This window comes from Singulisphaera rosea (genome assembly GCF_054877945.1).
The window spans coordinates 49,740-72,360 of the sequence record NZ_JBTYIP020000021.1; the positions used below are offsets into that span (position 1 = coordinate 49,740).

Genomic DNA, 22,621 nt, shown 5'->3' on the forward strand with positions numbered 1-22,621 from the left:
CGGGACGCGCCACCGCGTTTCTGTGAGTCGTCGGGGCGAAGGACGGTGCGAGGACGAAGCCGCGTCCCGAACGGGCCTTCGCCCAATCGTGTCTTTGTGTCTCGATGCGTTGAGCTGCCGAAATCGAGACCAACCCGTGGCCTCCACTGATGTCTCCCCACGCCGCACACCCTCCGACGGTCGCACGCGCGTCGTCGTGACGGGCATTGGCCTCGTCACGGGCCTGAACCGCGTAGGGCTCGCGCGTGGCTTCCGCGAGGAGTCATGGGGGGCGATCCGGTCGGGCCGCTCGGCGGTCCGAATGCTGGAGGGGACCGAGAGGAACTCCGACTATCCCTATCCCCTGGGATGTCCGGCCCCGACCTCGGTCGAGGCGGGTGGCGATCCCGTGTACGACCTGCTCGCCAAGACGGCCGACGAGGCCTGGGACGACGCAGCGTTGTCGAACTCTCCATTCAACTTCGACCCCGAGCGAGCGGCCACGTTGATCGGGCTCAGCAAGGGGGGGATTCGTAGCCTTTCGCTCGCCCACCGCCACTTGCTTGCGGAAGGGGCGGATGGGCCGACCTTGGGACATTGCTGGCAACGGAGCTGGCCGAACGGCGGGGCGAGCTTCGTGGCGAGGCGGTTCGACCTGCGAGGGCCGAGCGTGGCGCCGGTGGCGGCCTGTGCGACGGGGTTGGTCGCCCTGATTCAAGGGGCGGACCTGATCCGTCGAGGAGTCTGCGACGTCGTGCTGGCGGGGAGTGTGGACGCATCGCTCGAGCCTGTCCTGCTCGCGGCGTTTCGGAAGATGAGGGCATTGGCTCATCCGTCGGAGGATCCGATGTCCGTCGTCCGACCCTGGGATCGTGGGCGTTCCGGGTTCGTCGTGGGCGAAGGCGGGGCGATCCTCGTGCTCGAGAGGCTCGAGCACGCGGCCGAGCGGGGTGTCCTCGCCTACGTCGAGGTGGCCGGGGGAGCCCTCGGGGCGGATGCCTTCCACGAGACCGACCTCAACCCCGACCCGAGCGGCCTGGCCGCGGTCATCGGCCGGTCGTTGACGATTTCTCAGGTCGACCCCGGCGAGGTCGATCACGTCAACGTCCACGGCACGGCGACGCGGGCCAACGACCCGCTCGAGTGCAAGGCCCTTCGCCGGGCGCTCGGGACGCACGCGGGGCGAGTCGCCTGCTCGGCGAACAAGAGCCAGATCGGGCATCTCCTCGGGGCCGCGGGGGCCGCGGAACTGGCGATCACTTGCCTGTCGATCCGAGACGGCTTCGTCCCGCCGACCTTGAACCTCGACGACCCCGACCCCGAATGCGACCTCGACGGCACGCCCCATCAGGGCCGACACCTTGAGATCCGCTCGGCGCTCAAGCTCTCGATCGGCTTCGGGGGGCATCTCGCCTCGGCCGTGCTCCGCAGTCCTGAAGGTCCCCGACGAGGGCCCGGGAGTGCCGCGTGAGTGATCCCCTCGCCTGGATCGACGCCGAGTCGGCGGATTGGGCCGAACGCGGGCTGGAGCGCCGGCTCGTCCCGAACGACTCCGCGTTGTCCGGGCGGTTGGAACGTGATGGTCAGGTCCTGATCAACTTCGGCTCGAACGACTACCTCGGCCTCGCGTGCGATCCCCGGGTCGTGGCCGCGGCCCGAGAGGCGGCCGAGAGGTTCGGGTGGGGCGCCGGGGCCGCCTCGCTCGTCACGGGGTGGAGTAAGGCCCACCATGACCTGGTCGAGGACCTCGCCCGCTTCGAGAAGGCGGAGGCCGTCGCGCTCTTCTCCTCGGGGTTCGCCGCGAATCTGGGGGCGATTTCGGCCCTCGTCGGACGGGGAGATGCGGTGTACCTCGACCGACTCGACCACGCCAGCCTGGTCGACGGCGCGAGGCTCGCCGGTGCAAGCCTGCGCGTCTATCCCCACAACGACGTCGGTCGGCTCGCGAGCATCCTGCGACGCGACCGAGGGCGGTACCGTCGCTCGATGATCGCGACCGACGGCGTCTTCGGCATGGACGGCGACCTCGCCCCGATCGCCGAGCTTTGCGGCCTGGCCGACGAGTTCGAGGTGATCCTCCTCGTCGACGAAGCTCACGGGACCGGCGTCTGCGGACCCGACGGGCGAGGGTCGTCGTCCGCATGCGGGGTTTCCGACCGAGTCCACGTCCGCGTGGGTACCCTGTCGAAGGCCCTCGGCTCGGTGGGGGGCTTCGTCGCCGGCTCGCGACGGCTCATCGACTGGATCATCAACCGAGGACGGACCTTCGTCTATTCGACCTCTCTCCCCCCCGCAGCCGCTGCCGCGGCTCGCGAGGCGCTGGTGATTTCGGTCTCGGAACCTGAGCGGCGTTCGCGGGTTTATGCTCTCGGGGAACTCCTCCGGTCGGGCCTGAAGGAGGGCGGGTTCGACGTCGGCTCGTCGACGGGGCCGATCGTACCAGTCCTTCTCGGTCCCCCGGGACGGGCCCTCTCGTTCGCCGAACGGCTCAAGGGCTCCGGATTTCTCGTCCCGGCGATCCGGCCGCCGACGGTGCCCGCGGGGACCTCTCGGCTCCGGATCAGCCTCACGGCCTCGCACACCGAGGAGGACGTCCGGGCCTTGCTCGACGCCCTCCGGGCCTGAGTCCTGTTCTCGATCCGACTCATCATCTACGGGATGGTCCCGTCGATCCCCAATCGCTACTCTGTACGTTCGCCCGAGAACCCGGACGCCGACCGGAGGACGCTGACCTTGGACTGGGACGCACTGCGACGGGCCGAATTCCCCGTGTCGGAACGGTGGGCCTACTTCGACCACGCGGCGGTCGCCCCCCTGCCCCGACGCTCGGGCCAGGCTCTTCGCGGCTGGATCGACGACCAGGAGCGGAACGGGGTCGTAAACTGGCCGGTCTGGGGGACGAAGATCGAGTCGATCCGGCGGCACGTCGCGACGCTGATCAACGCCGATCCCGAGGAAATCGCCTTCGTCGGCAGCACGACCCAGGGGATCGGCCTCGTCGCGGAAGGGTTCCCCTGGCGCGCGGGCGACAACGTCGTCACGGCCGAGGAAGAATATCCGTCGAATTTGTATCCTTGGATGAATCTGGCCAGCCGGGGCGTCACCCTGCGGACCGTCCCGAGCCGCAACGGGCGGGTCTGGCTCCGCGACCTCGCCGCGGCGATCGACGACTCGACGCGAGTGCTCACGATCAGCCACGTCGAATTCGCGTCGGGATTCCGGAATGACCTCGATGCGCTGGTCGAGCTCTGCCACGTGCGGGGCGTGGCCCTGTTCGTCGACGGGATCCAGGGGGTCGGGCCGCTCGTCGTGGACATGAAGCGGACCCCCATCGACTTCCTCGCCGCCGACGGGCACAAGTGGCTCCTCGGGCCGGAGGGGGCCGGATTCCTTTTCGTACGTCGCGAGTGGATTGAGCGGCTCCGGCCGCTCGGCGTCGGTTGGCACAGCGTCGTCGGCTCGTACAACGCCCCGACCAACAACTTCACTCTCAAGCCGAACGCCCAGCGTTGGGAGGGAGGCTCGTTCATCATGCCGGGACTCCAGGCCTTTGGCGCCAGCCTCGAACTCCTCCTGGAGATCGGCCGGGAGGCCGTCTCGCGCCGGATCCTCGACAGGGCCGAGGCGGTCCGAGAGCTCGCTACTTCGGCGGGGTGGTCGGTCGTGGGATCGACCCGGCCCGGTGACACCGCCGGGATCGTGGCCCTCCACCGCGATGGAGTCGACCCCGACGCCGTCGCTCGGGCACTCCGGATCAAGGGCGTCGTGGTGGCATGTCGGAGGGGTCGCCTCCGGATCAGCCCGCATGTCTATAATAACGGTGAAGACCTCGCCCGGCTGAAATGCGGGCTCGAGTCCGTCGGGACCCTCGATCCATGACGGCTCCCCCACTCGAACCGATGAGACTCATGGAACCTCGCACGTCCGACCCTTCGCGCACCGCCGTCTTCACGGGCACGTTCGACCCGCTCACCCTCGGGCATCTCGACGTGATCCGGCGGGGACGACTATTGTTCGAACACGTGGTCGTCGGCATCGGCGTGAACCCGAACAAGGCCTTGCTCTTCAACGTCGACGAACGCGTCGAGCTGGCGCGTCGCGTGGTCTCGTCTTACGAGAATGTCTCGGTGGAATCCTTCGACGGCCTGGCCGTCCACTTCGTCCGCCGGATCGGAGGCCGGGTCATCCTTCGCGGGGTCCGGACGCTCTCGGACATGGAATATGAATTCGGCATGTCGCTGACGAATCAGTGCCTCGACCCGTTCATCGAGACCGTCTTCCTCATGGCCGACGGCGAGTATTCCCACGTCTCAAGCTCCCTGATCAAGCAGGTGGCTCGATTTGGCGGGGCCGAGGCGCTGGGCCGATTCGTCCCGGAGGAGCTGGTTGGCCCGATCCTCGCCAAGATGCAAGGGACCCCGCCGAGCTGACGCGAAGGAGGCGGCTCGCTCGCCGCAGGAGTCGACCGATGTCGCGGATACCCAACCCGACGCATCCGCCAGAACCGAAGACGAAGGCTTTCGCCCTGTTTCTCCTCCGGGCCGGCCTGGGCTCCTCGATCTTCAACCAGGGGTTGAATGACTATCTCGCCATCCTGGCGGACATCTTCCCTCCGGGGTATCCGTCGACCCTTCCCTACTTGCAAATCATCCTCGGCCTGGCGCTCATGCTGGGCGTGTTCACGACGCCGTCGGCCATCTGTGCGGGTCTTTATATTTTGCTCAGCCCATTCATCCAGACCGCGATCAATATCGGTGGCAATGCCATGGGAGGGAGTGCCCTCATCCGCGGGAGGTGGTCGACCTTCCCCTATTTCGAGCCCGGGATGGCGAGCCACCTGCTACTGATTGCGGCCGTCCTCTGGCTCTCACCCTCGGGGGCGTCTCCTTGGTCGTTCGATAGCCTCGTTTTCAAGCGAAACGACGTCCTTGAGGAGTCGGAGGACCCGACAAGGACGGAGGCGCCGCCCGCCCGGGACGTTTCCGCGGAGCCCCTCCCTGCGCTTTCCACCGGGGAGCGGGCCGCAACATCCCAAGCAAGGTCCGAGGATCATGGGAACTAGTGAGCCGCCGAGGGGCGAGCTTCCCCGGTCGTCAGGGACTTCGTCGCGTCCACGTTGAGCCAGCTCAGACTGCCGATGAGGTAAACGGCCGAGCAGATGAGGAAAACCAGGTTCGCCTGGTCATGTTTGAAAAGAGAACCGGTGACCATCGCGGCGACCGCACCTCCGACGTTCGCCATCATGTTCATCGCGCCGCCGAGCGTCCCCGCAGACCGCTCGCCGATGTCCGCGCAGGCCGCCCAGGCGGGGGCCATCGACAGGTCGCTGCAGGCGAAGGTCAGGCAAAGCAGGACCGCCAACAAGGTCGGGTCGCGGACGACGATGGTCGAGCCGAAGGCCACGGCGGCGATCGTCAGGCTGATCGTGCCGTTCAGGCGTCGTCCCCACGCGAGGTTTCCCGTTCGACGGACGATGAAGTCCGACAGGGTCCCTCCCCAGAGACAGGCCAACGCCCCGCACGCCAGCGGCAAGCTCGTGAGCCACTTGGTCATCTCGGGGGAGAAGCCCCGCTGGTCGCGCAGGTAGGAGGGCAACCAACCGATGAAGAAGTTCGACGAGAACCCCATGCAGCCATAAGCCAAACAGAGTGCCCAGACACTTCGCGAACTGAGGAAGCGAGCCCAAGGGATCGTCGCCTTCGACGGCGCACGCGTGCCCCTGTCCTTGTCCCCGACGATCAACGCGAGCTCGGCCGCATTTACCAACGTCGAATCCTCGGGCCGGTTCCGGAACCAGGGCCAGAAGGCCACGCACCACACGAACCCGACCACGGCCAGCCACCAGAATGGCCACCAGGTCCCGAGTCGCTGGAACATCGGCGTGAGGATGAACGGAATCAAGGCCCCGCCGATCCGACTCGACATCCAGACCAACCCTTGCGACGTCCCCCGCAGTGTCACCGGCACCCAGTCGGCGTTGATCCGCGAGAGGAGCGGGAATCCGCCGGCCTGGAACGCGCCGAAGAGAAATCGTAAAGTCAGCAGGAATCCGAACTGGAGCTCTCGCCCGGGCAGGAAGACCACGAGGGCGATCGCGCCCGTCACGAGCGACCAGGCGAGGACCATCAAGGTGAGGAGGTGCCTCACGCCGAGCCGATCGCCGAGCCAACCGCCGAGGATCTGGAACCCGCCGTACGCCCAGAAGAAAGCCGCGAGCAGGTAACCCATCTGCTCGTCGTCGAGGTGGAGCTCCCTCTTCAGGTCAGGAGCCCCGACGGCGAACCCGAGGCGATGGACGTAGGTCACCAACGCCAGGCCGCATGCCGCGCCGAGGACGGCGAAACGCATGCGGGTGGCGCCGGCGCGCGACGGCCCCTGCGCGATCTCATCGGAGAGGGTTTCCATCGTGTTCGGCCTCGCCTCGGATGGGTGTGTCGAAGGTGAGGGACCAAGATAGCCACGTGCCGCGCGCGAAGCAAACGTGCGGAATCCCTCGGGGAATTTGAGACGATCATCCCCCAGTCGCTGGGGCACTCCGGCTCGTCGGCTTTCGACGAGGGTTGAGCAAGAGTGTTCCAACGACCGGGGCGATTCTCGTCCTGCGACGAGAGCCGATCATACGACCCGGCGTGTGGCGTTGTCGTACCGTCCCTCGAGAGGGAGCAGGGTCGCAAACGCAACGTCAATGCGGTCGCGGGTGCGGCTTGGGGTGAGGGAGTCTATGGGCGTGCGCCCAGTGGGCCAACCGGGCCATCCCTCGCCGAGGGAATTGTCTCAGCATGGGCCTCCGGCTGGCGAGTAAGGCTCGGCGAAGATCTCGGCCGCTTTGGTCGATGATCTTGTCCCTAGCCGCGCCGGTCAGAGTGGCGAAGAAAACATCCCGTCCCGGACCGCCCCTCAGCACGTCCCTTGCACCGTCGTCGACCACCGTGGCGTCAGGCCCCGAAGCCCGGAGGAAGACGTCACCATTCGCCCGGGGGCCGCTCCCCTCGCCCAGGATGTTGGCGACTCGGGTCGCGAGGTCGCGTCCCGACTTCCACTCGTCCCATAATGAGAGCAGGGAATCGAGCGCATCGTCATAACGGGTACTGCCGCCGATGAAGAAATCGTCGCGTGCCTTCCCATCGAGCACGTCGGCCCCCTGCCCGCCGATGAGGATATCCCGGCCCGGGCCTCCAGTCAGGTGGTCGTCACCCGCTCCCCCCAGCAGTATCGCCGAGCCGATGCCGGCCGTCAGGATGTCATTGCCGTTCCCGCCACGAAGGATCGCCGGGCCGGACCCCCCCTTGAGCCAATCGTTGCCGTCGCCACCGTCGATGAGGGCCTGCACGCCGACTCCCGGGCCGATCTGGGCGCGGTCGTCGCCTCCGAGCAAGAACACCTCGATCGACCCGATCCCCGACGCGTCGAACGTCTTACTCCCATTCGGGAGGAAAGTGGCCGTCACTTGAAGCCCGGCGCCATCCTGGTTGGAAATCATGACCTTGTCAGGGCCGTCGGTGCCGACGACCCGAAGGACTCCGGCGTGGACGCCTGCACCAATCACGGTCGCGACGACCGGCCCCGCCATCCCACCGATCGTCAGGTCGGAGCCGTCGTTCATGATCACGAAGACCTCGTAGTATCCTCCTCCGGAGTAAACGTGACTCGCGGAGACGGTACCCGCCCCATTCGCCTCGGTGATCTGTCCGTAGCTCGAGGTGCCGTCACCCCACGAGATCAGGGCAACGTCGGCGCCTTGGGAATCCCGATCGACGAATGTCGCCGAGAGGGCCATCGTCTGGCCTTCGACGACGGGGCCGGAGGTGCTCACACCGGTCAGCACCGGGCTCTGGTTGACGGCGGTGCCGAAGTCTAAGAGCCGGAGCCCCGAAGGTTCGGGCACGCCGCCTACCAGACGAACCTCGTAGCCTTGCCGGCCTGAGGTGCGGATCCTCCCGGTCTCGTCCGCGATGCGCACCTGATACTCGCCGTCGGGCAGGTGGGCGCCCGACCCGGCCGGGCCGCCGAACCGATAGGCCCCGCCAGCCAGCGTCGTCATCGAGGGCTCCGAGGGGTCGAGCTTGCCGTTCCGGTTGAGGTCGAGGTAGACGACGGCCCCCTCCCTCGGGACGTCGCCGGCCTCACGCTTGCCGTCGCCATTGGCGTCGTCGAAGACCACGCCCGTGATCTGTGCGGACGGGGTGGCCAAGTTCGGGGCGAGTTGCGAACTCGTGAAGTTGACCGTGGCGTTCTGCCCCGTGGTGACGAGGATCGCCAACGGTTGGTTCACCGGGCTTTTGTTGAGCAGCACGAACGACGCGCCGGTCGATGCGTTGGAGTCCGTGACCACGAGGTCGTTGAGGCCGTCGCCGTTCACGTCGGCCGCCACGAGGGTCCAGTACGAAGAATCACTCAGGGTGATGAGCGAGGGGTTGATGCGGTCGAGATAATATCCATTGACGCCCCCCTGATTCGGGTAAACATTGACCACCCGGGACGAGAGGGGGAGAGCGACAAGGTCGGGTTTCAGGTCGCCGTCGAAGTCCGCCAGGGCGATGGACCCGGAACTCTCCACGGAGGCGCCGATGTCGGTCGGGACGGGCGTGGGGAGTTGGAGATAAGTAAGAACGTCCGCGGGAAAGGATCCCGTCGCATCCTGCAGGGCGTAGAAGAAGGCCCCGGTGGTGGAGAACACCACGTCGAGTCGGCCGTCCCCGTTGATGTCCCCGACTGCCGTCGGAGATTCGCTGACGGGCGTGAAATTGATGATATTCACGCTCTTGAATGAACCCGTGCCGTCGCCGAATAGCTCGGCCGCGCCGAGCGTGAGCTGCGGGGAGGGACCGCTCGTCACCAGGTCCAGGTTCCCGTCGTTATTCATGTCGCCGACGGCCAGCGCCCGGCTCGTGCCCACGGGAGACGCGACGAGTACCGGCGCGGCGCCGAGGTGCAGCAGGGCGATGCGCTCGGCCGTATTCGACTGCCCGGACGGGATGTAGAGGACGGCCAGCTCGTCCAGTCCGTCGTGGTTGAAATCGCCCGTGGCCATGTCGAACGCCTGACTCGCCCCGAGCTGCCACAGGCCGGAGGTCGTGCTCAGCAGGGCGGAGCGATTCGTCCCGCCCTGGTTGAACAAAACGTCGACCACGCCGTTCGGGCTGAGCACGGCGAGGTCGGGCCGCCCGTCGCCGTTCAGGTCGGCCACCTTGATCTGGGCGGCGTTCGTGAAGCCGATCGCGTACTCGACGGGAGCGGAGAAGGTCCCGTCCCCCTTGCCGAACAGGATCGCGACTTCCTTCGATTGCACCGAGGGGATGGCGAGATCGATGTGGCCATCCCCGTCGAAATCGGCGGAGACGACCCAGTGCCCGAGGCCACTCGTGTCGAGCGGGGTGGGCTGAAATTGCGCATCGGACGTGAAGGGGGAAGTCTGCCTCCACCCCTCCGGCACGGTCTGCTGGATCGTGTAAGAGCCAGGGGTGAGATTCGTGAAGATGTAACTGCCGTCCGTCCGGCTGGTGGCCGTCGCGACGACCTTCCCGTCCTGCAACAGGTGGACGGTCCAGCCGGCCAGCGGGGTCGCCGGGTCGAGCTTCCCCCCGGCGTTCAAGGTATTCCCCTGGACCGTGCCGCTGACGGTCGCGAAGGCCAGGGCCCCGAAGTCATTCCGCGTGCCCGAGTCGTCCGTCTGCCGGACGTCGTAGCCCGACGCGTCGAGCGTTACGGTATGCCCCTGTGCGAAGCTTGTCTGGAAGTAGCTCGGGGTCATGCCTCCGTCGGCCAGCGCCAGGATTTGAAAGGGGCTCAGGGCCGTGTCCCACACGCTCACGTCGTCGAGGAAGCCTCCCATCGGAAACGCGGGGCTGTCCCCGCCTTGGTTCCCGAGATCGAAGCTGACCTGATCGGTCGTCGCGATATCGGGGGACGACAGGGCCCCCGCGCCGCCGCTGCCGTCGAGGTAGCCGTTGACGTAGAGCTTGATCGGTGATGCCGTATCATTCGGGTCATACGTGAAGGACACGTAATACCATTGGTTGTCCGCCAGCGATGTATTGCCGCGGACCCCGACGGATTGCCCGGTCCCGACCTGGCGGAGGTCGAGGTAGAGCTTGCGATCGCCCGAGCCGTTGCGCGAGAAGTCGTTGAAGCTGACGAGCAGCGACCAGCCTTCGAAGGGACTTTGCGGCGACTGGGACCCGGCGATCATCTGCTTGAAGCCCGTGTCGGTGGTGAAACGCACCCAGGCCCCGGCGGAGAAAGCCCCGGTGCCCGGCTCCAGGTCGTCGTGTTGCGCCACCTCGACGAACTGGTTGCTGCCGCTGAGCTTCAGGACGTTGTTCGAGGGCCCGCTGAAAGGGCGTGCGTCGATGCCGAACGTCGCGGCCGTGCCGATCTGCGGGCCATTGACGAGGGTGCCGCCGTGGACGTTCGCGCTATTGGACGTGTCGTAGACGTAGGTGCCGTTGACATTCTCGAACGTGTACAAGGCCGCCGCCCCGGCCGGCGGGACTACGACCACGTGATAGGTCCCGGCTTGCTGTCCGGCGAAGGGGGCGAAATTGTAGCTGCCGTCGCTCCGAGTCGTGGTGTAAGCCTCGCCGGGATCGAGGCGGCCGTTCTGGTTCTGGTCCAGGAATACCAACCACCCCGCGAGGCCCGGCTGGCCCGCCCGCTGGTGGGACCCGTTCAGGTCATTAAACACCGTCCCCTGGATGGCCGACTTCTCGTTCACGACGAAGTCGGCGTTTTTAGGGTTGGTCCCGTCGTAGGTCCGGGACTCGGTGTTGCCGTTCACGCCGAAGTCGAAATAATCCGGCAAAGGATTGATGAGCACGACATTGAACGGCGTATCGTCGGGCACCTGGGGAACTTCGACCGTGGCACTGCCGTTAATGCCGGTCGTGAAGGACTTCTCGATCAACAAGGTCGTCGGGCCGAGGATCTGGTCGACCACCTGATCCCCGCCGTAATCCGTGGTGTTGCCCAACACGGTGATGGTCCGCCCGACGGTCAGCCCCGCGGGCAGCGGCGAAGTGAACGTCAGCAAGGCCTTGCCGCTGGCGTCCTTGGTGATGCTGGAGATGTTCTGGGTGACCCAGCCGGAGATCCCGTAAAAGCCGCCGTTGGAAGTCGGGGCGGAGACCGGCTCGTTCGAGTCGAGGCGTCCGTTGTCGTTCACGTCGATGAAGACCGTCCAGCCGTCTTCTCCCTCGCCCGATACGTCGGGCTCGCCGACCTCGTTCTGTTCGTTCACGCTCCCCTGGATCGCGTAGTCGGTCGTGAAGCCGTCGGAATAGGCCGAGAACACGGGGGTATTGGTGCCGTCGTCGATGACTGCATACACGTAGTACATCCGAGGCAACAAGTTGCCGGGGGTCGCCAAAGCGAGGGAGGTGATGTTCCCGCTCGAATCGACCTGGTACGGGACGTTGCGGGCGATCCGCTTGCCGTCGTAGCCCGAGGAGTCCGTATCGAGGTAGAGATCCATCGTGGTCGAGCTCGTGAACGCCGAGTCGACCTTGGCGTGGATCGGCACCTGGATCGTGTCGCCGTGGGGATTGGACGGGGTGGTCAGGCCGATCACGGGGGGCGGGTTGTAGAAGGTCGCCGAGAAATGCGGTGAATCCCAGCCGCCGACGGTGGCCGTCGCTTGGGAGTCGGCCGAGTAGGGCTGATCGGTCACCACGGTCTGGTTGACCAGAATGGCGTTGACCGCATGCTCCACGTTGTACCCGGAGATGTCGGATCCCTTCACGGTGAAGAAATCCCCGACCTTGAGGTCGCCCAGCGACTGCGAGAAATGGATCAGGGTGTTGCCATGGCCGTCGTCGGTGATGCTATCGATTGTCGCCGAGGTCGGCGGGAACTGGTAGTTGGTGCTCGTCAGCTTGAGGATGTAGCTGCCGCCCGACGGCTTGAGGGGCACCGACGGCGGATTGTCCTTGTTGCTCGGGTCGACGATGCTGATGTTCCGCGACGTGGCCGTATCCAGTTGCGTCAGCTTGGTGAAGCCCAATTGCGCGAACTTCGGGTCGTCCTCGGAGATGAACGTCTTGCCGCCGTCGGTGCTGACGCTGATCGTCTGGGTCCCCGAGTTGGGCGCGAAGTTGACCGATAGGTTCGCGCTGGTGGCGCCATTCGGGACGTCATACTCCTGTGTATACGAGTAGACCGACGGCTGGTCGTTCGTGGGCTCGTTCCTGAGCTTCGAGACGTCGTGACTGCCGATGATCTTCACCGACTTGGTGTCGAACGTGTAATCGAAGCCGATGTCCACCGAGGTGACCACCAGGTTGATGTCCGTCCAGGCGGCGACATAGCTATTTTCCGGGTGGTCCTCCTGGTAGGAGAAGCGGAAATCCATCGAGGCGAGGTGGGTGCCGCCGATGAGCGGCACGCTGTGCGGCACGTTCACCGAGGCGTCGACGGCAATCCAAAGGTCGCCGCCATTGTCGAAGTTGAATTTCGCGTCATAAGTAAACGTGCCATCCAGCAGCGACGCATGCACGTCGGCGGAGTACACCTGGTCGTTCCAGTCCAGGTCGATCTCGCCCGAGCCCGTACCCAGCACGCCGGTGGTGTTGCCGTTGCCGTCGGTGAAGGCTCCCAGCCACACGTCGGCGCCCAGGGTCAATTCGTCCTCGTTGGCACTGAACCCCCCTACGGCCCGGAACAGGGTGCACTCCTGCCCGAAGATCTTCACTTCGCTCCCGAACTCGACCACGATCTCGCCCGAGACGGTCAAATCCCTGGGTTGGTCGATGTTCTGGACGGTGGCCTCCATCCCGACCAGGAATAGTCCCGTGTCGCCGATGGGGATGCGCCCCTGCTTCGATCCGTCCCATTCCAGGGAGATCTCCTGCAGCTTGTCGTCTTCGAACGCGATTTCCCCGGCCACTCGCCAGTTCTCGGGGAAGGACATCATCAGCGTGACGTCGAATTGCGTCACGAGCGTGGTCGGGTCGACCGAGTAGTCGACCTCCAGGTCGTCGATCTTGAAGACCCCCAGGTTGACGTTGGTCAGTGCCAGGGAGAGGTTGTCGACGGTCACCGCGCCCGTCGAGGTATTGATGTGGACCCCGCCGGCGCTGCCGGTGGCGCCGAACGTAGCGGTCGCCTTGAACAACTCCTCCACGCTGATCCCGCCGGTGAGCTTCATGTCCCCGGTCGCGCGGGTGTAGTCGATGTTCAGGCCCTCGGGGGAGACCATCAGCCCGAACAGGTCGATATCGCCGGAGATCGTGAGATCGAGGGTATCGACCTGGCCGCCGACGATCTCCAGCCCGGGCGTGCCGGTGTTGGGGTCGGCCACGAAGGAGGCCGCGACGGTGTCGAACACCTTGTTGCTGACGGAACTGACCGCCTGCTGAGCCGTCGAGACCTTCACGTCGCCGGACATGGCGAATATCGACGATTTCGAGGACGTCCCGGGCTCGAAGTCGATCGTCAGCGGGTGGCTGGAGGAGCCCAGATCGATCTTCAAGCCCAACAGGTTGAAGCTCTCCACCACCCCCAATTGGAACGTGGCCACGGCGCCGTCCTTGACGACGATGCCGTTGTTCTTCAGGCCCACGTGCACGTCGACCCCTTCCAGGCCGAAAGTGATGCTCTGTCCCCCGACGCGGACGCCCACGTTGTCCGCACGATCGTAGTTGGCCGTGAATGCCGCCGAGCCGAATTCCACGCCAGCCAGCTCGAATGAAGACTTGAGCGTAGCGGTCATCTGCTGCACGCCGGGCACCGCCCCCAGCCCCGGGGCCGGGTCGACGACCACGAACTGGCTGCTGCCCGAGACCGTCCCGGCCAGGCCCGTCAGCTCTGTGTCGGTGTCAGCGACCGTCACCTTCCCTTGCAGGCGGATCACGGCGTCGGACGTGTCGGGGACGTCGTCGGGGTCGAAAAACCGGAGGTTGTCCGGGGTGAACGTCGCGCTGCCGTTATCGATCGTGACCGGCAGCCCCCCCGAGGCGAGCGCGACCCCTGTCGAAGAGTTGAGCAGGTCGGCGGCCGCGATCGTCACGTCGCTCAGCCCCGTCCAGAGGTGGATCGGCGACGAGGCCGACGCGGGGGCGATATCGACCTCGACGTTCCCGTTGACGGTGAACGTCGACGTCGGGTTATTGTCCGAGTCGGAGAAGAACACTAACCCGCCGAGTCTCAACAGCGGCTTGAAGGATTCTCCCGAGGTCGGGGTGAGCCCGAGATCCGCGCCGTTCGTGACGGTGTATGTCGAGGCGGCGGAGTTGAAGGTGAAATCCCCTTCGAATTGCAGGGGGCCGAGAGTCACCACCGCCGGAGTCACCCGGTCCTCAAGCCCCTCGAAAGCCAGGGAGGCCCGGGCAGGAGGGCGTCGCGCCCCAACTCGGCGCGTGGACAGCTTCTGCGCGGACTCGAGCCGCTTCCGGAGGGCTTTGTTCATCGGTGTGTCCGGTGTAACTCAAGGCGGGATCAGCGGTGTTCCAGGCTGGGCAATGGGCCGGTGTCATGACACATTGCGAACGTGGAGCAACACCTCACCGTCGGCGCCGCCGGCCTCGCTCCGCCGTCAACGCGATGGAGTGGTGTTCCCCGCGGACGAGTCCACGAGTGACAACGGACTGTCTCGCGACGCCAAACCCGGCCCGATCGATCGATCACAACCGCGTCGAGGCCCTCGCCCGGCTCGAAGACTCGGAGGAATGAGCCGGCCAGAGACGTCGCCGATGAGCAGTACGAATCACAGGTACGTATTGACGATCTCGCCGCGCTCTCTATGGCACATATTAGATCGAAGCAAAACGACCGAGTCTAGGGAAAAATGCGATATCTGCGAAATATGTACGCTGAACGGCTTAGTTAGAGGTCGTGTTGATTTTCACGAACGTAATGCCGATCAAATCCAAATGACTCGGCCCAGGACCCCGGCGTGTGCTCTGTTTGAGATAATGAACATGTGATTAAAATTTGAGCTGCCCCTGGCCGGACGGGTCGCAGGATTCGCCGGGCGCGATCGCACACGCTGCGGCGTGGTTGCTGCCATGCAGCACCGGTTGCGCACCCTGCCTACGATTTCACGGGGTTCAGTCCCGTCTATTCCTGCTCGCGATTCTCGAGGATCACCTCGAGTTGTTCCTTGACGCCCGCCCGGAGGTAGTCCACGGAGACGCGGTCTCCCGCCTTGTGGATGAGCAGGAATTGCAGGAGGCTGCCGGTGTCGCTGACGGGATTCCCGTCGAGCGTCGTGATGATGTCGCCGGCACGAAGTCCCGCCTTGGCCGCCGGTCCGTCGGGGACGATCTCTTGAACGAGGTGACCCTCGTGGACGGCCACTCCCCCGACACCGATTCGGGGACTGTTCGACATCCAGGTCAGGAGCAACATCATCAACACCAACGCCGCGCTGTTCTGAAGCGCGTGCATGAGCATGGAGGTGACAATTGTCTTCCTCCAGAGATAAACGGCGCCGAGGACCATGCCGATCACCGAGATGAGCGAGATCTGCAGCGGCCCGAACGGATGAACGAGGCCGAAGATGATGTCTTGCAACGGGACGGCGAAGAAGGGACTCATGTGTCGGCGGAGCTTGTTGAAGAGCATGCCCCGGAAGAAACTTTCCTCCGCAATCGGCGCGGCACAGACCGCCAGCAGGACCAGGGCGATCCTGTCCCAGGGGTTGGGCGAGCCGGCGATCGGGGCGAGCGGAAGCTCGGGGGTCGGCGGCTTGCCGTTCACCATAATGATGACCATGAGGCAGCCGAGGAGCAGCATCCACATCACCGGGATCGAGCCCAGCGCGATCAGGCCCTCGAGTCCGATCCTGAGGATCCCGGGACGCTCCGAGAATCGAGGGGATGTCCCCAGGCGCCAAGAAGCCATGACGAGCGGGAACGAGAACAGCCAGATCATGTTCAAGGCCGTCATGGGGATCCAGATCCATGAAGGGATCCAGGCGACCCACTCGGCCTTGAGCACCACCGAGATCACGCGCAGCAGGATCAGCGGGATGAACCCGAGCAGGATGTCGCTCCATCGCCAAGGGACGTCGGCGAAGGCAAACGGCGTTTTCTTGGAATCGAAAGCGAATTCGCCCGAGAATTCCGAGGTTAAGATGTCCATCGACGTTTCCGTTTGGTGATTCGAGTCAATATCAAATCAAAACTTTTTAACCAAGGAGGAAACACGGATCACTCAAGAACTGAATATTTGATTCGCATTCGAGATCGGTGCCAATCTACGTCCCCTGTTGAACAGTTCGGCTTCCTCGCATCTTAAGGAAATGTTGGCTGAAGCTGGAGGGCGGCGAGGGAGGGACGCTCTCTGGATTCTCCGCGGTGTATCTTGGGTCTTGCTTGGTGGAGCCCGGCGGGTCGTGCCGCGAATCCGCGCGAAATCCGACTCAGTCGAAGGGAAGAGAAGTTTTCTCCGAGACGCCGGCCGATTCGAACGTGGCCATGTCGCGGAGGATATCGCCGGAGGCGGCGATCAGGGGCAAGGCCAGGGTCGCTCCCGTCCCTTCTCCCAGCCGGAGCCCGAGTTGGAGGAGCGGGGCCAGCTCCAATTCCTCGAGGACGACCCGATGGCCGGGCTCGGGGCCGAGGTGGGCGGCGACGAGAAAGCCACGGACGTTCGGGCAGAGTCTCGCGGCGATCAGGCCGGCGACGCTGCTAATTAGGCCGTCGAGGACGACCATCGCCCGACGCCGACAGGCGCCGATGGCGAGGCCGGCCAGGCCGAGGATCTCGAAGCCCCCGAGCCTTGCGAGCCAATCCCACAGATCCTCGGAGCCCTGCATGTGTTTCGCGACCGAGGCGTCGATCAGTCGGCACTTCTCGAGGTAAGCCGAGTCGTCGACGCCGGTCCCTCGGCCGGTGACGAGCTCGGCCGGCGTCCGGGTCAAGGCCGAGAGGAGTGCGGAGGCGGTCGTCGTGTTGCCGATCCCCATCTCGCCCAACGCCACGACGCGGACGGCCTCGGGCCGGATCCAGGCCTCCGCCATCTCGAGGCCGACACCGACCGCGCGGAACGCCTCGTCTCGGGACATCGCGGGGCCGACGGAGAAGTCGCGGGTCCCGGGGCCGATCGGTCGGGAGACGAGATGATCGAGGTCGACCAGACTCGGGGGGAGCGACGCGACGCCGAGGTCGACGACGCAGACTTCCGCACCCGCCCTCCGCGCCAGGACATTCACGGCCGCGCCTCCTGCAACGTAGTTCGCGACCATCTGGCCGGTGACTTCCGCGGGATAGGCGCTCACCCCCCTGGCCGCGATTCCGTGATCCGCGGCGAAGACGGCGACAAGAGCCGGGTCGCCCGAGGGGCGATCGGTCCCCTGGATCGAGGCGAGCTGCCGTCCTAGGTCGAGGAGGCGTCCCAGGCTTCCCGACGGCATCGTCAAACGTGCCTGCCGGTCGGCCGCCTTCGATGCCCAGGACGGGTCGGGAGGGGCGACGTCCCGGATGGCACGTATTAGCGCCTCCGGGACGTCTCGTTGCGGTCCCGAGGGGCCGCTCAAAGCGCCACCGGCTTCTTGAGCGCGCGGCGTACCGCCACGAACTGGCCGACGTGCAACAGGACGTGCGTGCCCATCAACTGGTACAGCGAACCGACCGTCGGGCACGTCTTGCGCGAGGCCTCGGGGCCCGGCGCGTCCAGCTCTTCTTCGCTCACCTGATCGAGCAGCGCCTTCGTCGCCTCGCGTTGCGCCTTGGCCAGCTCGAGATAATCGGCCTTGGTCAAGAAGCCCTTGGGGTCGATCGCCGACATGTCCTCCCGACCGTGCTGAACGTCGAACCCTTCGGGAAGCTTGGGGCTCGAGCCCGGCACGAGCCTGTCGAGCATCCGGCTCTCGGACAAGATCAGGTGGCCGAGCTGCCAGGCGATCGAGTTCATCCCCTCGACGGGGGTCATCCGGATCTCGGCGTCATCCAGATCGCCGACATACAAGGAGACGAAGCGATCGGCCATGGCATAGGTCTGACGAATGACGTCTTTCGCAGTCATAAAGGTCGTGCTTCCCGGGAGGAGGATGGGCCGGCGATCAGCGCGAGGCGCTTGCGTCGCCTTTGATGACAAAGTCGGCGATGAACAATTGAGACTTCTTATCGGACGTCCGGCCGCTCGACGTCCAGAGGACGCGCTTGCCGTCGGGGCTGAAGACCGGGAGGCCGTCGAATCCTTCCTGGAACGTGATCCGTTCTTCGCTCCCCGAGTCGACGTCCATCAGGTAGAGCTCGTAGTTCTGATGGCCGTGCCGGCTCGTCGCGTAGAGGATGTGCCGGCTGTCGGGGTGGAACGACGGGCCCCAGTTGACGAACGAGTTGTCCGTGAGGGCCCGCTCGGCGGTCCCTTCCGTGTTGTTGATGTAGATCTGGAGCAGGTCGTTATTCTTCCGGTCGCTCCGGTAAATGATCCGCTTGCCGTCCGGCGAGAAGAACGGCCCGCCGTCGTACCCCTTCGCGTTTGTGATCCGCTTCGGATTTTTGCCGTCGGCGTCCATCACGTAGATTTCGCCGTCACCGTCGCGGAATGATGTAAAGACGATCTTGGAGCCGTCCGGCGAATAACTCCCCTCGGCGTCGTATCCCGTTGCGTCGGTCAGTCGGACGAGGTCCGATCCGTCGAGGTTCGCGCGGAAGATGTCCATCGTCTCGGGGAATTCCCACTTGTACCGCTCGGTCCGGCTATAGGCCGGAGCCCGGGGCCCTTCGGGCTTCTTGGGATCGAGATGCGTCGACGCGAAGAGGATCGACTTCCCATCGGGGTGGTAGAACGCGCAGGTGCACTGACCTTTGCCCGTGCTGACCATGATCGGATGGGCGTCTTTGGCCAGGTCGGCGGTGAAGATCTGGTAGTCGTCCCGGTTCGGAGCAGGGGTCAGGAAGATCGTCGGCGGCGGGTTGCTGACGGCCTGGAAGATGATCGCCTTGCCGTCGGGCCGGAAGTAGCCTTCGCCTGCCTTTGCGAAGCCGAACGTCACCTGGCGGATGTTCTTGAGGTGCTTGGCCTCCTGGACGGCAGCTTCTTGGCCGGCCGCCGCGGAGGCGGCCGAGGGAGGCTGGGCGACCAGCACGGCGGTCAACGTCAGGAGGCTGAGCATGGGGAGGAGCTCCGTCTTGAGGTTCGTGACCCGGTGAGTGCCCAGGAAGAGACGACCTTTCCCGCACGGGCTGGCGTGCCTAGTATAAGGCCGGGCACAAGGGGTCGCCAATGGTGACCGAGCGGTTGGGGGCGGGGAGACGAGGCCTTGAAGATCTACACGAAAACCGGCGACGACGGGTCGACCGGGCTGCTCGGCCGGGGACGCGTCGCCAAGGACGACCCGAGGATCGAGGCCTACGGCACGGTCGACGAGCTCAACGCGGTCCTCGGGATCGCCCGAAGTCAGGGGATCGATCGGGAGTCCGACCTCATGCTCGCCCAACTCCAGGATCAACTCTTCGTCCTGGGATCGGCGTTGGCGGATCCTTCGCCGACCGGCCCCTATCACGGGGCCGTCACGGCCGAGCATGCGGCTTGCCTGGAAGGCTGGATCGATACGCTCGAATCCGAGCTCCCCCCCCTTCACCAGTTCATCCTCCCCGGCGGCTCGCCGGGCGCGGCGCAGCTCCACCTGGCCCGGACCGTCTGCCGACGCGCCGAGCGTTGGGTCGTCAAGCTGGCCCGGCAGCCCGACGAGGATGTCCCCCTGACCCTCGTCGTCTACTTGAACCGGCTCAGCGACCTGCTCTTCGTGCTGGCACGCGCGGCGAACCATCGGGCCGGCGTCGCCGACATCCCCTGGGGTGGACTATGAGCCTCAAGGGCCGAGTCGTCCTGATCACGGGGGGGCGTCGCGTCGGATCCGACCTCGCCCGGCGCCTCGCCGAAGCGGGGGCCGCGGTCGCGATGACGTATCGTACGAGCCGGGAGTCGATCAACCGGACGATCGCCGAGGTCGAATCACGGGGGGCCCCAGGACTGGCGATCGAGGCGGACCTCTCGATGCCCGAGGAGGCCGCGCAGGCCGTCGCGCGGGTCGTCGAGCGATTCGGCCGGGTCGATGCGCTCGTCAACATGGCGAGCGTCTACCGACGGACCCCGTTCGCCACGCTCCAGCCCGAAGACCTGGACGCCATGCTCGCCGCCAACCTCGTCGCCCCCTATCACACGGCCATCGCCGCCGCTCGCGCGATGCTCGGCCGCGACGCGGGGGTGGGGGACGACGGGATCAAGGGACGGATCGTCAACGTGGGGGACTGGGCGACCGATCGACCCTACAAGGACTATCTCCCCTACCTCGTCGCCAAGGGGGGACTCACCACGATGACGCTCGCCCTGGCCAAGGAATTGGCCCCCGACGTCCTGGTGACCATGGTCCAGCCCGCGATGATCGACCCGCCCCCCGACCTTTCGGAAGCCGAGCGCGACGAGGTCGTGGCCGCCACGCCCCTAAAGCGGGTCGGCACGCCCGGCGATCTCAACCGGCTGATCCTCTACCTCCTCGACGGCACAACGTTCAGCACGGGGGCTTGCTATCGCGTCGATGGCGGGCGTTTCCTGGGGACGGACTGAATCCGAGCCCCGATTCGAGGAGAGAGCCATTCGAGGCATTGCCGACCGACCTGGCTTCGTCGCGAGGTCGTGGTCCCTGTTCCGCGAACGGGCCGGCATCGGTCAATGCTTCTTATTGGCTTTCTCCGCCCTCTTCTTGGCCTGGGCCTCGAATTTCTCCTCGGCCTGTCGGACTTCCTCCGGCATGTTGGCCTTCGGGTCATCGGCGGTGGGCGGTGCCGGGTAGTCCTGGCTGCAACCGAGGTAGCTTGCCATCAGCAAGAAAATGGCGCAATAACGGACGAGACGCTTCATGCACGTTCCCTCATTGAAACCGGGTGGCTGATCGGAGAGCGGGGACGGCGGTCGGACCCTACGTCCGGGGCTGGACGGGATCTTCAAACGCGAGCGTGACGCCGCGATCGATCGGGCGGAAACGAAAACGCCCGACCGTGGGGCGAGGGACGCTCGCGGGTCGGGCTCATCAAGGATTCGTTGGGCATCGGACATCCTACCTTCCGATGCCAACGCCCTTTTGAATTCTCCAGTTGAGAGAGGCGAACGCGGCCCCACACCTGCGGGGGCCGCATTCGATCCACGCGACACCTTTTCGCGAGGAGGCGTCTCAGTACGAGTCCGCGCTCACGACTTCGGAACCATTCCGGGACCCGAGGGCCCACCAAGCCTGCGGATTGACCGTGTCCTTGATGAACTTAACCGAGCCGTCGGCATAGGCCTCGTTAATGCCGCCGGGGTGGTTGCTGTTGGGAGGGGCGCTGCCGAGGGGGGCGACGTAATATCCGGCCCAGACCGAGTTGCTATCGATCCCCGCGGGCTCGCCGGGGTTGGTGCAGTTCATCTGGTTCGGAGTGCCGAAGTGGTTGTACGAGGTGAGGACGAGCCACACCGGGAACGTCGCGATCCACATCTGGCCGGGGCCGCCGCCGTACCGGGTCCCCTGGGTCCCGGGGATGGCCCGGCAGGCCGAGTAGAAGCTCAAGGCACCCGTGAGGCCCGAGCCGGCCGCGACGGCACCGCCCGGCGATCGGAACGTCCCGCGCCTGGCGTTCGGGCTGCTCCGCGTGAAGCTCGAGGTATTGACGCCGATCAGACGCTCGCTGATCAGGCCGGTGTTCGAGGTCCCGTCGGTGATCGACGCGATCGTCACCGGGCCGTAGGAGGCTCCCGAATAATAGCAGTTGGTCGCGGGGCACATCGCCTTGTTGTTCGTCGGGACGATCGTCCCGCTCGCGATCTGGATGACGCCGGGGCCGCCGTAGTTGCCCATGTAGTTCGTCATGCCGTAGTACAAGGTTCCGCTGATGAGCCTGAGCGGCTGCCAGTTGTTCTCCGAGGGGCACATCAGGAGCGAAAGGTTGGCCGAGGAGACCGTGGTGTTGGCCAGCCCATTCCCCGTCCCCATCGCGTCCATATTGAAGTTGGTCGCGTTGTAGAAAGGCTGGGCCTCGGTGTACTGGAGCAGCGGCGGGATCCAGCTATAAGGGAGCTGGGTGTCCGACTTGGCCACCCAGTTGGTGGAGTGCGGCGGGAAGACGCCGTTGGAGCTCTCATAATTCATCACGGCCAGGGCGAGCTGCTTCAGATTATTAGTGCACTGGATCCGGCGAGCGGCTTCGCGGGCCGCCTGCACCGCGGGGAGCAGCAGGGCGATCAGGACGGCGATGATCGCGATGACGACCAGCAGCTCGATGAGCGTAAATCCGCGTCGGGGTCGCTTACACTGCGTCTCGGGAAGCCAATTCATCGGGAGAAGCCTCGAAAGGACAACGTAAATGAGAGACCCACCGCTCCGTGGGACGTCGGGGAGGAGATCTGTAAGGAGACGACCGGCGCGAAGCCCTCGGGCCCGTGCGGCCCGGCCGTCACCGCCTTACTTGGCGCGACTAACCTCGAATCGACGGCCGTCGTCAGCCCAACGGGCTGCTCGTCTCGAACTCGAATTCGAACGACCATCCACTCGCCCAGGCCAAAACGAAGGGTGGCAAGCCGTCGTCAAGGCGCAAGGAGAACCGCATCGGCCCGCCACAGGTCGAAGAAAATCTGTTCAAAAATTCAATGAATGATATGATCACTCATCGAATTCGTGGCGCCGCCCCTTTGGAGCTTGCACCGACGGGAGACGTCTGCACGG

The 22,621-nt window shown here is 65.4% G+C and carries 15 protein-coding genes; 7 read left to right on the forward strand and 8 right to left on the reverse strand.

Annotated features, from left to right (window positions below; translation table 11 throughout):
- Positions 1 to 136 precede the first annotated feature (136 nt).
- The 5 genes from ACYOEI_RS28230 to ACYOEI_RS28250 all read left to right on the forward strand — a co-directional run bounded on the left by ACYOEI_RS28230 (position 137) and on the right by ACYOEI_RS28250 (position 5,041).
- Positions 137 to 1,450 (forward strand): beta-ketoacyl-[acyl-carrier-protein] synthase family protein, encoded by a 1,314-nt coding sequence (locus ACYOEI_RS28230; protein WP_462852997.1) that lies wholly within the window; start codon positions 137 to 139, stop codon positions 1,448 to 1,450.
- Positions 1,447 to 2,604, forward strand: coding sequence for an 8-amino-7-oxononanoate synthase (bioF, locus tag ACYOEI_RS28235; RefSeq protein WP_462852998.1), 1,158 nt, complete (start codon positions 1,447 to 1,449; stop codon positions 2,602 to 2,604). The genes ACYOEI_RS28230 and bioF overlap by 4 nt, the downstream gene beginning before the upstream one ends.
- Before the next feature lie 108 nt (positions 2,605 to 2,712).
- Positions 2,713 to 3,858: an aminotransferase class V-fold PLP-dependent enzyme gene (locus ACYOEI_RS28240; RefSeq protein ID WP_462852999.1), complete on the forward strand. Its 1,146-nt coding sequence runs from the start codon at positions 2,713 to 2,715 to the stop codon at positions 3,856 to 3,858.
- 29 nt (positions 3,859 to 3,887) lie between these two features.
- Entirely contained in the window at positions 3,888 to 4,409 is a 522-nt protein-coding gene (gene coaD, locus ACYOEI_RS28245) for a pantetheine-phosphate adenylyltransferase (protein WP_462853000.1), read from the forward strand.
- A gap of 38 nt (positions 4,410 to 4,447) precedes the next feature.
- Positions 4,448 to 5,041 (forward strand): DoxX family protein, encoded by a 594-nt coding sequence (locus tag ACYOEI_RS28250; protein WP_462853001.1) that lies wholly within the window; start codon positions 4,448 to 4,450, stop codon positions 5,039 to 5,041.
- Here ACYOEI_RS28250 and ACYOEI_RS28255 read toward each other — a convergent pair.
- The 6 genes from ACYOEI_RS28255 to ACYOEI_RS28280 all read right to left on the reverse strand — a co-directional run bounded on the left by ACYOEI_RS28255 (position 5,038) and on the right by ACYOEI_RS28280 (position 19,036).
- Entirely contained in the window at positions 5,038 to 6,384 is a 1,347-nt protein-coding gene (locus ACYOEI_RS28255) for an MFS transporter (RefSeq protein WP_462853002.1), read from the reverse strand. The two genes, ACYOEI_RS28250 and ACYOEI_RS28255, sit on opposite strands and share 4 nt — an antisense overlap.
- 277 nt (positions 6,385 to 6,661) lie before the next feature.
- On the reverse strand, positions 6,662 to 14,380 hold the full coding sequence (locus tag ACYOEI_RS28260; RefSeq protein ID WP_462853003.1) for an FG-GAP-like repeat-containing protein: 7,719 nt from the start codon (positions 14,378 to 14,380) through the stop codon (positions 6,662 to 6,664).
- A gap of 650 nt (positions 14,381 to 15,030) precedes the next feature.
- A complete protein-coding gene (locus tag ACYOEI_RS28265; protein ID WP_462853004.1) occupies positions 15,031 to 16,056 on the reverse strand; it encodes a CPBP family glutamic-type intramembrane protease in 1,026 nt (341 codons plus the stop codon).
- Between the two features lie 280 nt (positions 16,057 to 16,336).
- Positions 16,337 to 17,407, reverse strand: a complete 1,071-nt coding sequence (cobT, locus tag ACYOEI_RS28270) for a nicotinate-nucleotide--dimethylbenzimidazole phosphoribosyltransferase (protein ID WP_462853088.1) — start codon at positions 17,405 to 17,407, stop codon at positions 16,337 to 16,339.
- A 41-nt stretch (positions 17,408 to 17,448) separates the two neighbouring features.
- Positions 17,449 to 17,940 (reverse strand): DinB family protein, encoded by a 492-nt coding sequence (locus tag ACYOEI_RS28275; protein WP_462853005.1) that lies wholly within the window; start codon positions 17,938 to 17,940, stop codon positions 17,449 to 17,451.
- 37 nt (positions 17,941 to 17,977) lie between these two features.
- Positions 17,978 to 19,036 carry a hypothetical protein gene (locus ACYOEI_RS28280; RefSeq protein WP_462853007.1) on the reverse strand — a complete coding sequence of 353 codons (1,059 nt, stop codon included), beginning with the start codon at positions 19,034 to 19,036 and terminating at the stop codon, positions 17,978 to 17,980.
- 147 nt (positions 19,037 to 19,183) lie between these two features.
- On the opposite strand from ACYOEI_RS28280, the gene ACYOEI_RS28285 reads away from it, so the two are divergent.
- Together ACYOEI_RS28285 and ACYOEI_RS28290 are read left to right on the forward strand one after the other, a co-directional pair.
- Entirely contained in the window at positions 19,184 to 19,732 is a 549-nt protein-coding gene (locus tag ACYOEI_RS28285) for a cob(I)yrinic acid a,c-diamide adenosyltransferase (protein WP_462853008.1), read from the forward strand.
- On the forward strand, positions 19,729 to 20,490 hold the full coding sequence (locus ACYOEI_RS28290) for an SDR family NAD(P)-dependent oxidoreductase (RefSeq protein WP_462853009.1): 762 nt from the start codon (positions 19,729 to 19,731) through the stop codon (positions 20,488 to 20,490). The genes ACYOEI_RS28285 and ACYOEI_RS28290 overlap by 4 nt, the downstream gene beginning before the upstream one ends.
- Positions 20,491 to 20,592: 102 nt before the next feature.
- Here the strand turns inward: ACYOEI_RS28290 and ACYOEI_RS28295 are convergent, their stop codons facing one another.
- A complete protein-coding gene (locus ACYOEI_RS28295; protein ID WP_462853010.1) occupies positions 20,593 to 20,784 on the reverse strand; it encodes a hypothetical protein in 192 nt (63 codons plus the stop codon).
- A gap of 310 nt (positions 20,785 to 21,094) precedes the next feature.
- Complete coding sequence (locus ACYOEI_RS28300) at positions 21,095 to 22,234, reverse strand: DUF1559 family PulG-like putative transporter (RefSeq protein ID WP_462853011.1); 1,140 nt, start codon at positions 22,232 to 22,234, stop codon at positions 21,095 to 21,097.
- Positions 22,235 to 22,621: the final 387 nt, after the last annotated feature.